At 68.0% G+C, this 14,561-nt stretch carries 13 protein-coding genes; 10 read left to right on the forward strand and 3 right to left on the reverse strand.

The window, feature by feature from the left end; translation table 11 throughout:
- The 10 genes from WA805_RS04190 to WA805_RS04235 all read left to right on the forward strand — a co-directional run.
- The coding region (locus WA805_RS04190; RefSeq protein ID WP_422287398.1) for an MmgE/PrpD family protein at nt 1-884 on the forward strand (884 nt) is incomplete at its 5' end.
- Nucleotides 885-941: 57 nt separating this feature from the next.
- Complete coding sequence (locus WA805_RS04195) at nt 942-2,090, forward strand: acyl-CoA dehydrogenase family protein (protein WP_425241683.1); 1,149 nt, start codon at nt 942-944, stop codon at nt 2,088-2,090.
- Nucleotides 2,087-4,204 carry an acetate--CoA ligase family protein gene (locus WA805_RS04200; RefSeq protein ID WP_425241684.1) on the forward strand — a complete coding sequence of 706 codons (2,118 nt, stop codon included), beginning with the start codon at nt 2,087-2,089 and terminating at the stop codon, nt 4,202-4,204. Before WA805_RS04195 ends, WA805_RS04200 begins: the two co-directional genes overlap by 4 nt.
- Nucleotides 4,205-4,221: 17 nt before the next feature.
- Nucleotides 4,222-4,563 carry a carboxymuconolactone decarboxylase family protein gene (locus WA805_RS04205; protein WP_422281053.1) on the forward strand — a complete coding sequence of 114 codons (342 nt, stop codon included), beginning with the start codon at nt 4,222-4,224 and terminating at the stop codon, nt 4,561-4,563.
- A complete protein-coding gene (locus tag WA805_RS04210; RefSeq protein ID WP_422281055.1) occupies nt 4,560-5,483 on the forward strand; it encodes an NAD(P)-dependent oxidoreductase in 924 nt (307 codons plus the stop codon). The genes WA805_RS04205 and WA805_RS04210 overlap by 4 nt, the downstream gene beginning before the upstream one ends.
- The gene (locus WA805_RS04215) at nt 5,476-6,963 is read left to right on the forward strand and encodes an aldehyde dehydrogenase (RefSeq protein ID WP_424559158.1); all 1,488 of its coding nucleotides are present in this window, start codon (nt 5,476-5,478) and stop codon (nt 6,961-6,963) included. Before WA805_RS04210 ends, WA805_RS04215 begins: the two co-directional genes overlap by 8 nt.
- Before the next feature lie 112 nt (nt 6,964-7,075).
- Entirely contained in the window at nt 7,076-7,480 is a 405-nt protein-coding gene (locus tag WA805_RS04220) for a carboxymuconolactone decarboxylase family protein (protein WP_422281059.1), read from the forward strand.
- A gap of 597 nt (nt 7,481-8,077) precedes the next feature.
- Nucleotides 8,078-9,115: a sugar ABC transporter substrate-binding protein gene (locus tag WA805_RS04225; protein WP_422281061.1), complete on the forward strand. Its 1,038-nt coding sequence runs from the start codon at nt 8,078-8,080 to the stop codon at nt 9,113-9,115.
- Nucleotides 9,116-9,130: 15 nt separating this feature from the next.
- Complete coding sequence (locus tag WA805_RS04230) at nt 9,131-10,672, forward strand: sugar ABC transporter ATP-binding protein (protein WP_422286897.1); 1,542 nt, start codon at nt 9,131-9,133, stop codon at nt 10,670-10,672.
- Nucleotides 10,669-11,676 carry an ABC transporter permease gene (locus WA805_RS04235; RefSeq protein WP_422281065.1) on the forward strand — a complete coding sequence of 336 codons (1,008 nt, stop codon included), beginning with the start codon at nt 10,669-10,671 and terminating at the stop codon, nt 11,674-11,676. Before WA805_RS04230 ends, WA805_RS04235 begins: the two co-directional genes overlap by 4 nt.
- Nucleotides 11,677-11,684: 8 nt before the next feature.
- Here the strand turns inward: WA805_RS04235 and WA805_RS04240 are convergent, their stop codons facing one another.
- The 3 genes from WA805_RS04240 to WA805_RS04250 all read right to left on the reverse strand — a co-directional run bounded on the left by WA805_RS04240 (nt 11,685) and on the right by WA805_RS04250 (nt 14,476).
- Nucleotides 11,685-12,374, reverse strand: a complete 690-nt coding sequence (locus WA805_RS04240; RefSeq protein ID WP_425241685.1) for a GntR family transcriptional regulator — start codon at nt 12,372-12,374, stop codon at nt 11,685-11,687.
- Nucleotides 12,375-12,478: 104 nt separating this feature from the next.
- A complete protein-coding gene (locus WA805_RS04245; RefSeq protein ID WP_425241686.1) occupies nt 12,479-13,507 on the reverse strand; it encodes a hypothetical protein in 1,029 nt (342 codons plus the stop codon).
- Between the two features lie 36 nt (nt 13,508-13,543).
- Complete coding sequence (locus tag WA805_RS04250) at nt 13,544-14,476, reverse strand: 3-keto-5-aminohexanoate cleavage protein (protein ID WP_422281071.1); 933 nt, start codon at nt 14,474-14,476, stop codon at nt 13,544-13,546.
- Nucleotides 14,477-14,561: the final 85 nt, after the last annotated feature.

Here is a 14,561-nt window from a genome sequence, read left to right on the forward strand (position 1 = left end):
GCGCGGTGCTGCGCGGGCTCAGCGCCGAGCAGACCGCGAGCGCCTTCGGCGTCGCCGCCTGCCACGCCGGCGGGTTGTTCGCGTTCCTGCAAAGCGGCGCGGAGGTCAAGCGGGTGCACGCGGGCAAGGCTGCCCGCGACGGCCTGCTCTCTGTCGAGATGGCCCGGCGAGGACTGACCGGCCCGCCGGAGATCTTCGATTCCGTTCCGGGTTATTTCTCGGCGTTCGCCGGCGACGCGTACGACGGCTCCCGCCTGGTCGACGGCCTCGGCGTGCAGTGGGCGGCGCTGAACACGTACGTCAAGCCCTATCCGTGCTGCCGCCACCTGCACGGACCGATCGACTGCGTCCTGGCCGCTCTCGAAGCCGGCCAGCTCCACGTGCCGACGATCGATTCAGTCGAGGTAATGACCTACGAGGTCGCGTCTCATCACGCCGGCATCGACGTCGGCACCGTGCTCGAGGCCCAGCTGAGCATCCCGTACGCCGTCGCGGTGACCCTGCTCCACGGCAGCCCGGGCCTGCTGGAATTCACGCCGGAGGTGTGGCAGGATCCGCGCGTTCGTGACCTGGCCAGGCGCGTGCAGGTTCGGTCGGACGAGGCACTGACGTCCCGGTATCCGGCCGAGCGGCCCGCCGAGGTGCTCATCAGGCAGCGCGGGGCTCCGGCACTGCGCTTCGCGGTCGCGCAGCCGCTGGGCGAGCCGTCCAACCCGATGACCGATGCCCAGCTCGCTGCGAAGTTCACCACGCTGACGTCGGACATCTTGCTGCCGGCCGGAGTGGACCCGGACGCGGTGGTCGATAGCGCGCTCGGCACGGGATCGGTCAGCGACGTCCTCGGGCTCCTGCGCGGCTACGAACGTGCGCGGGCGGGTTCCTGACCGCCGCACTGCGCTCTCCCAGCGACACGGGCCGGCGGCACGAGAAGGGAAGCAAGGGTGGATTTCGCGCTCAGCCCAGAACAGGAGGCGCTCCGCGACTCGGTGCGCGGCTTCGCCCGGCGCACCTTGGCCGACCGGGCGCTCGAGCGTGCGCACGATCCTGGTTACCCCTGGGACCTGGCGGCCGCGCTGGGCCAGCAGTCCCTGCTCGGCCTGGCGCTTCCTGAAGCGCATGGCGGTGGCGGCGCCGCCCTGCTTGATGCCGTCCTGGTCATGGAGGAGCTGGCCACCGTGTGCCCGACCTCCGCGGACGTCTTCCAGGCTGGCAACTTCGGGGCCATCCGCACCCTTTCCGAGTATGCGGGCGAGAAGCTGCGTGATCGCATCCTGCCGCCCTTGCTGGACGGAACCGGGCTGATCGCGCTGGGGATGAGCGAACCAGAAGCCGGCTCGGCCGTCACCGACCTTCGCACTACGGCGCGCGTCGAGGGCGACTGGTGCGTGGTGAACGGGACCAAGATGTGGTCGACCAACAGCACGGACGCGACCGTGTTCCTGGTGTACGCACGGTTCGGCCCCGGAGCCAGGGGCATCGGCTCGGTCATCGTGGAACGTGACGCGCCGGGGCTTACGGTCGGCCCGCCGGAGACGTACATGAGCGGCGAGCAATGGTCGCTGCTGACGTTCGACGACTGCCGGGTCCCGGTCGAGAACGTGCTTATCGACTCCGATGGCTTCAAGCGCCAGATCAGCGCGTTCAATGTAGAGCGGATCGGCAACGCCACGCGTGCCCTCAGCCTCGGACGGCTGTGCTACAACACCGCTCGCGACCACGCCGCCACCCGTAAGCAGTTCGGCAAGACCCTGAGTGAATTCCAGGGGGTGCAGTGGAAATTCGCGGAGATGACGGTGCAACTGGATGCCGCGCAGCTACTGCTGTACCGGGCGGCCTCGGATCTGCACGATGGCCTTCCCCGCGCTCGTGAAACGGCGATCGCCAAGTACGCGTGCAACACGGCGGGGTTCAACGCGGCCAACGAGTCGCTACAAGTCATGGGGGCAATGGGCTACAGCACGCAGACGCTGGTGGAATACTGCCTGCGCCGGACGCGCGGGTGGATGATCGCCGGCGGTTCGCTGGAGATGCTGCGCAACAGGATCGCGGAGAGCGTCTTCGGGACGCGATTCAGTCAGCGCGCGTCATGACCGGCGCGCGGAAAGGCCGGGACCTCGCCGGCGCCGGCTTGACGGCGCTGCTCGATCCCCGCCGGATCGCGCTGGTGGGCGTCACGGAAAGACCCGATCGTGCCGCGTCCCGGCCGCTGCGGTTCCTGCGTGACGGCGGTTTCAGCGGGGATGTCTATCCGGTCTCCGCCAGCCGAACCTCGGTCGGCGGCAGCCGCGCGTGGCCGAACCTGAGCGCGCTGCCGGAGGTGCCGGACCACGCGTTCATCATGGTCGGCGCGGACAGCGTCGCAGGTGTCGTGACGGAGTGCGCGGACCTTGGCATCCCGGTGGCGACCGTGCTGAGCGACGGCTTCGCCGGGACGGGAACCGTCGCGACCGCGCGGCGGGCGGCATTGCTCAGCGCCGCCGGCCCCGGCCGGGTGCGAGTGCTCGGACCGAGCAGCCTCGGCCTCGTGGACCTGCGCCGGGATCTGCGGCTGACCGCTAACGCGATCTTCGCCGAGCCGGACCTGCCGGCCGGAGGCGTGTTCGTGCTGTCCCAGTCGGGGAGCATGATCGGATCGCTCGTGTCCCGCGGCAAGGCGCTCGGCCTGGGATTCGCTGGCCTGGTGTCGGTCGGCGGCGAACTGGATCTCTCGATCGGTGAAATCGGTCTCGCGACGCTCAGCGACCCCGGTATCACCGGGTACCTGCTGTTCCTCGAGAACAACAGTCACGCCAGGGACCTCGCGGAGTTCTGCGCCGGCGCGGCCGCGCTCGGCCGGCCGGTGGCGGCATTCCGGGTCGGCAGGTCGCGACTTGCCGCCGAAATCGCGCTGCTGCATACCGGAGCACTCGCCGGAGACGACGATGTGGCGGACGCCTTTCTGGCCTCCTGCGGCGTTGCCAGGGTCACGAGCCTCGACGGCTTGATCGACGTGCTCCCCGCCCTCGGCCGGGTGCCCGCGAGATCCGCGGCGGGCAAGAAGCCGGCGGTGGCTGTCATGACCACGACGGGCGGCGCGGCGGCCATCATCGTCGACCAGCTGGAGCTGCGCGGGATCACGGTGAGACAGCCCAGCGACTCGGTATACGCCGAGCTGGCGGCGGCCGGTTTCCCGGCGGCTCCCGCGCCTATCGTCGACCTGACCCTCGCGGGAACCCGGTACGAACCGGTCAGCAGCACGCTGCAAGTGCTGCTGCGAAGCGGTGAATTCGATCTGGTCGTGGCCGTGGCGGGGTCCTCCGCGCGCTTGCAGCCTGAGCTGGTCGTCGCGCCGATTATCGACGTCGCGGCGGGCGGCGGCCCGGTCGTGGCGTTCCTGGCCCCGGACGCGCCAGATGCGCGAGCTCGCCTCGCCGCGGCCGGCGTGCCCGCCTTCCAGAGCCCGGAGACGTGCGCCGACGTGGTAGCCGCGGCCCTCGGCCGGCGGGTGCCGGCGGTGCGGGAACGCCATTTCCCCGGCCGGGACGAGGGGCACGCGGAGACCGTCACGCTCGACGAAGAGGAGAGTTACCGGCTGCTGCGCGCCACCGGAGTCGGCGGCGTCGCCGCGGTGATCGCGAAGGTCAGTGACGTGCTCAGCGACCCGGCCGGGATCGAACTGCCCTTCGGCTACCCGGTCGCGGTGAAGCTGCTGCACCGCGAGGTCGCGCACAAGAGCGACGTCGGCGGCGTCATCCTCGGCGTGACCGGGCCAGCGGATCTCGCTCGTGCGGCGGCGTCGATTGCCGACACCGTCTCGGCTCGTCAGCCGGGCGTGCTGGTCGATCGCCTCCTCATCCAGCCGATGGCCGAGGGAATCGGCGAAGTACTCGTGGGATACCGCCGGGACGGCAGCGTCGGGCCTGTGGTGGTCGTGGCGGCGGGCGGAGTGATGACCGAGGTTTATCGTGACCGGTCCGTACGGCTCGCGCCCGTGACGCTGCCAGAAGCGATCCAGATGATCGATGAGCTGCGGTACCGCGCCGTGCTCGCCGGGTTCCGCGGCCGGCCGCGCGGTGACATGGCGGCGCTGGCCGAGACCCTGGTGGCGATCTCGCGGTTCGCGGCCCGCGAGGACGTGCTCGCGTGCGAGATAAACCCGCTGATCGTGGGCCGGGAAGGGACAGGCGTTCACCCGGTGGACGCCGTGGCCGTGGTCCGTAAGTGACAACAGGAAGGAACGGCATGGCAGACACAGCGGTACCGGCGACGGCGCAGGCGGCCCGGGATGCGGTTCGCACCGTCGCACCTGCGCTCATCGAATACACCGAATCGGTGCTGTACGGCGATCTGTGGGAGCGGCCGGGGCTGTCGCCGCGTGACCGCAGCCTGGCGACGGTCGGCGCCCTGATAGCGCTCGGCCGGACCGAGCAGCTGCCCACCCACCTGACGCGCGGCCTCGACAACGGCCTTACCTGGGAGGAAATCGGCGAGCTGATCACGCATCTCGCGTTCTACGCGGGGTGGCCCGCGGCGATGAGCGCCGGGCGGGCCGCCGCGCGGGTGCGAGCGGAGAAGACCGCATGAAGGCCGGTTTCATCGGGCTCGGCACCATGGGCCAGCACATGGCGGCCAATCTGCAAGCCGCGGGCCACGACCTGGTCGTCCACGACGTGCGGCGGGCCGCCGCCGAGCCGCACCTCGCGGCCGGCGCGGTATGGGCTGACACGCCGGCCGAGGTAATGGCGGCCGCCGACGTGGTCTTCACCTCGCTGCCCACCCCGGCGGTGGTCGAGGAGGTCGCTCTCGGGCCGTCGGGGCTGCTGCAGTCGGCGCAACAGGGCAAGGTGCTCTTCGATCTGTCGACGAACTCACCCACGACCGTCCGGCAGATCGAGCAGGCATTCAGGGCCAGGGGCGCCGTGGTCTGCGACGCGCCGGTCAGCGGCGGTCCCTCCGGTGCCCGCACGAGAAAGCTGTCGGTCTACGTGGGCGGCGACCGCGACACGTTCGACAGCCACCGCGACCTGCTCAGTGGCTTCAGCGACGAGCAGCTCTACGTTGGCCCCATAGGCTCGGGAACGGTCGTCAAGCTGGCGCATAACTGCGTCGGGTACATGATTAACGTCGCCATCGCCGAGGTCTTCACCCTGGGCGTGCGAGGCGGCGTCGACCCGCTCGATCTGTGGCACGCCCTGCGCATGGGCTCTGTCGGACGCCGGCGCACCTTCGATGCCCTGGCCACGCAGTTCCTGAGCCACTCGTTCGACGTCCCGGCGTTCAGCCTGCGGCTGGCGCACAAGGACGTGGGACTGGCGACCGAGTTCGCGCGCGAGCTGGGGATCCCGATGCGGATGGCGGGCCTCACGTTCGCCGAGATGACGGAGGCGCTCGCCCGTGGCTGGGGCGACCGGGACTCGCGCGTGGCGATGCTGCTCCAAGAGGAACGAACCGGCGTGCATATCGAGATCCCGGCGGAAACCCTGCGGCAGGAACTCAATGGATGAGCCGCGAACGGACTACCTCATGCTCATCGGCGGCGAGTGGACCGATGGGCAGGAAGAGCCGTTCTCACTGGTCAGTCCCGTCGACGGCCAGCCATGGGCAGTGCTGCCTTCGGCGAGCCAGGCGGATGTCGCCGCGGCCGTCGCGGCCGCCAGGAAAGCGTTCGACACCGGCGGGTGGCCGCGGACCCCGCCGGCCAGGCGAGCGCGGCTCCTGCGCCGCCTTGGCGAGCTGATCTCGGAGCGGGCCGATGACCTGGCACGCCTCCAGGTTCGCGAGAACGGCAAGGTGCTTCGCGAGGTACTGGCCCAGACGAAGGGACTCACCGACTACTGCAACTATTTCGCCGGGCTAGCCGAGACCGCCGGCGGCCACACGATCCCCTCCAGCGCGCCGGACATGTTCGTCTATACGGTGCGGGAACCGGTTGGCGTGGTTGCCGCGGTGACCCCGTGGAACAGCCCGCTGGCCCTGCTGATGTGGAAACTGTGCCCCGCCCTGGCGATGGGCAACACGATGGTGGTCAAGCCGTCCGAGGTCACGCCGGCGTCGACTCTCGTTCTCGGCGAGATGATCGAGGCCGCCGGATTCCCCCCGGGCGTGGTGAACATCGTGACCGGAGATGGCCGGGTAGGAGCGTGGCTGACCGCCGACGACAGGATCGACAAGATCGCCTTCACCGGCTCGACGCACGTCGGGCGGCAGATCGCCGCGGCGGCGGCCGCCCACCTCACGAGGATCTCGCTCGAACTCGGCGGGAAGTCCCCCAACATCGTGTTCGCCGACGCCGACCTGGACCGGGCGGTCGAGGGAGTCGTCGCCGGGATATTCGCGGCCGCGGGCCAGACATGCCTGGCGGGCTCGCGTGTCCTGATCGCCCAGGAGATCTATGAAGACTTCGCGGCGCGGCTGGTCCAGCGCGCTGCGCGCATCCGCCTCGGCCATCCGCTTGATCCGGACACGGAGATGGGGCCGTTGTCGTGCCGCGCGCAGTACGACAAGGTGCAGCACTACGTCACCGTCGCCCTCGACGAGGGCGCGACGCTGCTCACCGGCGGCAGGCACCCGTCGGGAGCGCAGTTCCTCGATGGTCTCTTCATGGAGCCCACCGTCTTCGGAAAGGTGCGCAACGACATGCGCATCGCCCAGGAAGAGGTCTTCGGGCCAGTCGTCTGCCTGATCCCGTTCACCGATGAGGACGAGGCGATCGCCATCGGCAACGCCTCGATCTACGGTCTCGCGGCCGGCGTGTGGACCCGGGACATCGCCAGAGCTCACCGCGTCTGCGCTCGGCTGCGCGCCGGAACCGTGTGGATCAACACCTACCGGCGCACGAGCTATGCCGTCCCGTTCGGAGGAGTCAGGCAAAGCGGCCTGGGCCGCGAGAACGGAGCGGCGGCGGTCGAGGAATACACCGAGGTCAAGAGCGTCTGGATCGACTCGGGAAGCGGCATCGCCGATCCGTTCAATCCGCGTGCGTAAGCGCCGCCAGGCGCGCCGCGGCCTCGTTGACACGGTCTGATCGCATGGGATACAGTCCTACCGTCTGACAATCAGACAAGATGAGAGGCGGTCTGAATGTCCTGGAACGCGGATGCTGGATTCTGACGGCACGGCGATCGAGCGTGGCATGACGATTCGCCGCGAAGTGCTGGGCGATGAGCATGTCAATCGGTCTATATCGGCGACGTCAGATTTCTCGAGCTCGATTCAGGAGTACGTGACCGAGATTTGCTGGGGCATGGTATGGAGCCGGCCAGGCCTGGACCGGAAGACACGCAGCCTGATTAACCTGGCGATTCTGACTTCGCAGAACCGAATGCACGAGTTTTCCGTGCATGTCCGCGGCGCCATGCGCAATGGCTGCACGATAGAAGAAATCAAGGAAGTGCTCTTGCAGACGGCCGCGTACTGCGGAGCGCCTGCCGCCCTCGAATCCTTCAGGGTGGCTGAGGCCGTCCTCAAAGAGGGCGGAGCCGACGCTGAGGAGAAGCTGTAACGCTGTCCCGCGTCGCGTTGTTCGCTGCGTCCATCCGGTGACACGGCCATCTCGCGATCGCGCGGCCGGCTGCCGCGTCGCGCCCGGGCACCGGATTACGGCGCGCAGTGCAGGCAGAACAGCCTGAGACCGCTTCTTGACATCGCGATCGGCCCGAGTTACTGTCTGACGATCTGACAATCGGACAAGAAGCTAGCCTACAACTGCGGCGACAGGAGGGTGTCATCGGCAGGGCTGGCGCGGAGCGTAGCCGTCTTGTCAACGCCAGCGCCCGGCGGCCCGCTGAGCAGGCAAGGTTCCCTACCAGATTCCAGACCGCAAAGGGAAAGGCATTCGGCCGGATCGAGTTCAGGCGCTCCGGAGATTTAGCGTGCAAACTCTCACGCGAGCCCAGCGCCTTGTCATGACCGGTGTCCGAAACGCAACCGAAACGATAGAGCGAGTGACTCGATTATCTATTGACGAGTCGATTATTCCGCAGTAACCTCCCAACCACTGATGATATCGAAAATGGTCATCGGAAGGGCTCATTCGAACTCGATAGCGAACAGGAGCGCCATGTCTCCGTCTTTTAGACGATCGTTCTCACGCAGCATCGTGCCCGCAGCGGGCTTCATCGCCGCCGCGCTGGCGCTTGCCGCGTGCAGCAGCTCGGGGGGATCGAGCTCGAGCAGCAGCAGCAGTGCCTCGTCAGCGGCAACGTCATCCTCCTCGGCAAGCGGGAAGACCTACAACGTCGCGTACCTGTCGTACGCGGTCGCCAACGACTACGACAAGGGCATGCTGGCCAATGCCCAGGCCGAGGCGGCGAAGAGCGGCATCAAGATCACGGTCTTCGACGCCGCCAACAGCTCGAACACCCAGTACAGCCAGCTGCAGACCGCCATCTCCTCAGGCAAGTACCAGGGCATCATCACCCAGCCCATCGTCGGCACCGCCCTGGTGCCGCTGGTACAGCAGGCGATCGCGGCAGGCATCAAGGTCGTCAACATGGACCAGATCCTGGGAGGCAACCTGCGCACGGCCGACTCGCAAGTCCAGGGCCTGTCGGGCAACGCCGTGTTCGTTCCCTACACGACCGCCATCACCAGCGGGAAGCTCGCGGCCCAGGCGTGTCAGAGCATCAAGGCCAACCCCTGCGACGTCGGCTTCCTCTATGACGTGAAGGCGTCGCAGCTGGACATCGCCGAGTACGCCGGCTTCATCGTGGGCCTGAAGGCGGACCCGAACGCGAAGGTCACGAACACGGGCCAGACCAACTTCACGCAGGCCCAGGCCCTCACGGCGACGCAGGACATGCTGACCGCCAACCCGAACCTGGACGTCATCTGGGGCTCTGACCAGGGCGCCGAGGGTGCGGCATCGGCGGTAGCCGCGGCCGGCAAGCAGGGTAAGGTCCTCATCATCGGCGCCGGCGGCGGGTCGATCGCGATCGCGGACGTCAAGTCGGGCGTCCTGTACGGCGAGCTGTTCAACGCGCCGGCCACCGAGGGGACGGTCGCGATGCAGATGATGGCCAAGGCGCTGACGACCGGCCAGAGCAGCGCCGGCGTCGACGTCGCAGCCACGTTCCCTGATGCGGGTGCCATCACCAAGGCCAACGTCGACCAGTTCAAAGCTCAGTACACCGGATAGGTACCGGATAGGTAAATGGCGACCCTGACAGCACCCGGAGCAGACGCCCCGCTCATCGAGCTGACCAGCATCGGCAAGTGGTTCGGCGGCGTGCATGCGGTGAGCGACGTGAGCGTGCGCATCGAGCCGGGCACGATTCACGCGATCGTCGGCGAGAACGGCGCCGGCAAGTCGACGCTCGGAAAGGTGCTGTCAGGGTCGCTCAGACCCGACCAGGGCGAGGTCCGCCTGAACGGGGAAGTCCAGCATTTCCATTCGCCCCGTGACGCGCTGAGCGCGGGCATCGCGACGATCGCCCAGGAGATCGCTCTCGTGCCCGGCATGACGGTCGCCCAGAACGTGTTCCTGGGCATCGAGGCGCGGCGGGCCGGCTTCGTCAGGCGGCAGGCGATGCGGCGCCGGACCCGCGCGCTCAGCCGCGAGGCCGAGTTCGACCTGCCTCCCGACCAGGTGGTGTCGCGAATGCGGCTGCCCGACCAGCAGAAGACCGAGATCTTGCGGGCGATCGCCCGGCAGGCATCGACGATCGTGATGGACGAGCCCACCGCGGCACTTGGCCGCATCGATGCGGAAAAGCTGCATACGGTCATCCGCAAGCTCCGCGACGGCGGCCGCACGGTCGTGCTGATTTCCCACTTCCTCGACGAGGTGCTCGCCCTGGCGGACACGGTGACGGTACTGCGTGACGGCAAGCACGTCAGGACCGCTCCGGCTGCTCAGGAGACTGAGCAGAGCCTGATCGAAGCGATGCTCGGCCACTCGATGCAGCAGCTTTACCCGGAGGTGAGGCACCCGGCGGAGGACAGCCCGGTGGTGCTGGACATCGAGGACCTGTCAGCACCGGGCGTGCGAAATATCTCCCTCCGCGTCCGGGCGGGCGAGATCGTCGGCCTCGCCGGGCTGGTCGGCGCCGGCCGGTCCGAGCTCGCGATGGCGATCTACGGCGCCGCCAGGAAGCAGGGCGGCGAGGCCTTCATCGGAGCAGAGCGGGCGACGATCAAGTCACCCAGGCAGGCTCGCCGGGCCGGACTGTTCATGGTGCCGGAATCGCGCAAGGAGCAAGGGCTCGTCGCGATGCGCTCGGTGCGCGAGAACGTCAACCTCGCCAACGTGGCGCAGCACGCGACGCTCGGGGTCCTGCGCGGACGGGCCGAGCGGCGGGCCACAGCGCGGGCGCTGGAGCAGACCGAGGTGCGGGGCGGCAGCCCGGAGCTGCCCGTCAGCAGCCTGTCAGGCGGCAATCAGCAGAAGGTCATGTTCGCCCGCGGGATGCTCTGCAGCCCGCAGGTTCTCGTCGCTGACGAGCCGACTCGCGGCGTTGACATCGGCTCGCGGCAAAGCATCTACGGCCTGATCAAGGCGCAGGCCGAGGCTGGCGTCGGAATCGTCATCATCTCGTCCGATCTCGAAGAGGTGCTGGGACTGGCACACAGAATCGTGGTCATGCGCGCGGGCACCATGGTCGCGGAGTATTCCGGACCGGAGATGACGCCCGAGAACGTGCTGTCGGCCGCGATGCTCGGGACGACCGCAAAGGATGCGAGGAATACAGAATGAGCGAGGTCGCGCCCGAGATCACCGAGCGCACGTCCGCCGAGACCAGCAGCAGCGCGCTCCGGTCGCGCTGGATTGCCCATCTGGCGTCCTTTCGCACGCTGGGCATCGTCATTCCCTTCGTTGCGCTGTTCATCACGCTGTCCATCGCGAGCGGCCCGTTCCTGACCAAGATCAATCTGGTCAACATCCTCGGCCAGCAGTCCTCGGCACTGATCATTGGCGCGGGATCGACGCTTGTCCTCATCTCCGGCGGCATTGACCTGTCGGTAGGCGCCACGTACGGCCTGGCGTCCGTTGTCGCCGGCGAGGTTGACCAGCACAACCCGGCGCTGCTGGCGCTGGTCGTAGCGCTCGGTCTCGGGGCGGTGATCGGCGCGGTCAACGGCGTGGTCAGCACGGTTTTCAAGATCAATTCGCTCATCGCGACGTTGGCTATGTCGTTCATCATCACGGGAACGGCCGAGAAGATCACCAGCGGAAACCTGGTCGATATCACCGATCAGGGGTTCAAGAACATCGCATACACGATGTTCCTCACGATACCGACCGCCGTGTGGATCGCCGTCATTGTGGTCGTGATTCTGGGCATAGTTCTCAGCCGCACCGTGTTCGGCCGCTATATCTACGCCTCCGGCGGCAGCACCGAAGCTTCCCGGCTATCCGGCGTCCCCGTTAACGGCGTGCGCGTGATGGCGTTCGTCATCAGCGGCGTCTGCGCGGCGCTGGGGGGTGTCGTCGACACATCGCGCATCTTCACCGCACAGGCTACCCAGGGCGGATCGGCGCTGACGTTCACCGTGCTCGCCGGCGTGGTGGTCGGGGGCACGTCGATCCTCGGCGGCGAGGGTGCGATCTGGCGAACAGTGGTCGGGGTGCTCTTCATCGCGCTCATCGGCAACGGGTTCGACCTGCTGAGTATCGATCCCCTGGTGCAGCAGATCATTCTCGGGGTAATCCTGCTGCTGGCGGTGGGACTCGACGCCATCCCCCGGATGCGAACATAGGGGGAGCGCTAGCGCTCCGCCTGACCCCGCGCCAGTGCGGATTTGACCGAAAGGCCCGCGGTGATTTCGATGTGCCTGACGGTCAGGTCCGCGGCGCGGTCGGCGTTGCGGGCGACGATGGCCTTGGCGAGCGCCGCGTGCTCGCCCTCGACGTCCCGGGTCCGGCCGCCGGACAGGCCGGCCATCTGCCGCATGGCCTCCGCCTCGTCGTAGAGGCGCTGCCGCAGCCTGATCAGGCGGGGTGACCCGCATGCCGCGCCGCAGGAGGCGTGGAACGCGGCATGAGCGCGGCTCCATTGGTCACTCGCGACGACATCGACCCCGGCAGGAACGCGCGGCGTCAGGCGGAGTTCGTGATGAGTGGCGACCACCGACGCTTCCCATGAGGCGTTTCCCCGCTCGACAGAGAGGCGGACAGCGAGGGATTCGAGCTGCTCGCGCATGAAAGCCAGGTCGTTGATTTCCTCAGGGGTATAAAGCGGGACGAAGAAGCCCTTGTTCGGCTGCGACTGGATCAGCCCCTGCTCGGCGAGACGCGTCAGCGCTTCGCGCACGACGCTTACGCTGACACCGTTCTCCGCGCACAAGTCGGAGAGCTTCAGGCGGTGATTGGGCTGGTAGTAGCCGCTGATCAGCTTGCGCCGCAGATCCAGATAGATGGACTCGGAGCGGGACGACGCCTCTTCGGTTACTGCCACGCTATTTGTTTACCACGCTTTGCAGCGCCGGGACGACAAGCTGTAAAGACACGCCCCTGGTATTCCCGAACCGGGACATTATGGAAGGCGCGCCGGCCGCCGCATCACAGGGTTCGCCGGACCTGGGACGCGCCGTCGGCCAGGGCGCGGAGCTTGGCGAAGGCCGTCTCCCTTGGCAGGTACTTCATTCCGCAGTCCGGACCCGGGATCAGCCGGGCGGGCTCGATGAAGCCAAGGGCCTTGCGGATGCGCCGGGCCACATCGTCCGCCGTCTCGGCGGCCGGATCGGCCAGGTTGACCACCCCGAGGATGACCTTCTTGGGGGCGAGGTCGGCCAGTACTCCGAGGTCGAGATCGGGCTGGGCGGATTCGATGGAGATCTGGTCCGCCACGCTGTCCGCGAGCTGGGGCAGGAAGGCGTAGCCGGCTGGTTTCTCGCCCTTCACCAGCGCCGCGTACCCGAAGCAGAGATGGATGACGGTGGTCACGGAAACCCCGTCGAGTGCCCGGTCGATCGCCTTGACGGCGATCCGCTCCGCCGCCGCCGGGTCGAAGCGCAGCCACGGCTCGTCGAGCTGGATGACGTCGGCGCCCGCGGCGACGAGGTCGCGCACTTCCTCGTTGAGCGCGGCCGCGATGTCCATGACCGCCTCGTCCTCATCGCTGTAGAACTCGTTCTTCATCTGCTTCGAGATGGTGAAAGGGCCGGGCAGCGTCATCTTGGACGGCTTGTCCGTGTTGGCGCGCAGGAACTCCATGTCCCTGACCTCGACCGCGTGGCCGCGGCGGATGGGGCCGACGACGAGGGGATACGGGCGCTCCCGCCCGCTGGGGTCCATGACCAGCGCCGGCTCGGGGGCCATCCCGTCCAGCGCCGTGGCGAACCGGTTGGAGTAGCTCTCGCGACGGATCTCCCCGTCGGTGATGACGTCGATTCCGGCTCGCTCCATATCGCGGATGGCCACGATGGTGGCATCGTCCTGGGCTTCCTCCAGGTACGGTTCCGGCACCCGCCAGAGGGCGGTCATCCGGGCCCTGGGCACCGGACCTGACTTCAGCAGGTCCCTGTCCACGAGCCAGTCCGGCTGCGGGTAGCTGCCCACGACGGTTGTCGGAAGCAATTTCTCAGTCATTGGCTACGTCCTCGCGCAATCAGGGATAGAGGATGATCAGAACGCTACGCGGTCCGCGCCCTTGAGACGCAGGTACTCCCGTGCCTCCGCCGGACTGGCCGGAGTCTTGTCGAACAGGCCGGCCAGCTGGACCGCCTTGACGACGAGCTCAGCGTTGGTCTTCGCGCGCGCGGTACGACGCACCCGCAGGTTGTCCTCCAGGCCGACCCGGACGTTCCCGCCCAGCATGAGGGCGAGCGCCGCGAGCTCGAACTCGGCCGGGTAGCCGACGCCCGCCGCGGACCAGGTGAACGACCCTGCCCCGAAGAGGCGCTCCGCGGTGCGCAGCAGGTAGATCAGGTGATCGGGTTCCGATGAGGCCCCGCCGAGCACGCCGAGCACGAACTGCAGGCTGAACGGCGGCTCGACCACGCCGTCGTTGACCAGCTGCCGGAGGTTGTAAAGCTGTCCGAGGTCGTAGATCTCGATCTCGGGCCGCGTTTCTGCGTCGCGCATCAGGCCGGCCAGGTACGTGATGCCGGCGAACGTGTTGCGGAAGACGTAATCGCGGGTCGATTCGAGGTACTCCCGCTCCCAGTCCTGGAACGGGAGGTTGCGGGCCGCGATCGGGAACAGCCCGAAGTTCATGCTGCCGGCGTTGAGCGTCGCCATCTCCGGCTTGAAGCGCGGCACGATGGCACCGCGCTCTTCGACGGTCATGCCCTGACCGCCGCCGGTCGTGGTCTGCAGCACGGCGTCGGTGCGCTGGCTAAGCCCGGACAGCACGCGGCCGAACAGCTCGGGGTCCTGCACTGGACGGCCGGTGGCCTCCTCGCGGACGTGGATGTGCAGCACCGCCGCGCCGGCCTCGGCGGCCTGGACTCCGGCCTCGATGATCTCGTCTACGGTGACGGGGATCGCCTCGCTCTGGGTCGGCACGGTCATGCCGCCCGTGATCGCGCAGGTGATAATGACTTTGCCGTTATCCATGACGGACTCCCGGTTCTGGGCTGAGGTGGCGGACGGGGGCGGCCGGCCCGAGCGCGGCTCGCAGCGCGGCCAGTGTGTCCCGGCC

The organism is Trebonia sp. (assembly GCF_049794275.1).
Lineage (GTDB): Bacteria > Actinomycetota > Actinomycetes > Streptosporangiales > Streptosporangiaceae > Trebonia.

Coding starts and splice junctions, on each gene's coding strand:
- WA805_RS04200 (WP_425241684.1), top strand. CDS start 2,087: ATGACCGGCGCGCGGAAAGGCCGGGACCTCGCCGGCGCCGGCTTGACG.
- WA805_RS04205 (WP_422281053.1), top strand. CDS start 4,222: ATGGCAGACACAGCGGTACCGGCGACGGCGCAGGCGGCCCGGGATGCG.
- WA805_RS04210 (WP_422281055.1), top strand. CDS start 4,560: ATGAAGGCCGGTTTCATCGGGCTCGGCACCATGGGCCAGCACATGGCG.
- WA805_RS04215 (WP_424559158.1), top strand. CDS start 5,476: ATGGATGAGCCGCGAACGGACTACCTCATGCTCATCGGCGGCGAGTGG.
- WA805_RS04220 (WP_422281059.1), top strand. CDS start 7,076: ATGCTGGATTCTGACGGCACGGCGATCGAGCGTGGCATGACGATTCGC.
- WA805_RS04230 (WP_422286897.1), top strand. CDS start 9,131: ATGGCGACCCTGACAGCACCCGGAGCAGACGCCCCGCTCATCGAGCTG.
- WA805_RS04235 (WP_422281065.1), top strand. CDS start 10,669: ATGAGCGAGGTCGCGCCCGAGATCACCGAGCGCACGTCCGCCGAGACC.
- WA805_RS04245 (WP_425241686.1), bottom strand. CDS start 13,507: ATGACTGAGAAATTGCTTCCGACAACCGTCGTGGGCAGCTACCCGCAG.
- WA805_RS04250 (WP_422281071.1), bottom strand. CDS start 14,476: ATGGATAACGGCAAAGTCATTATCACCTGCGCGATCACGGGCGGCATG.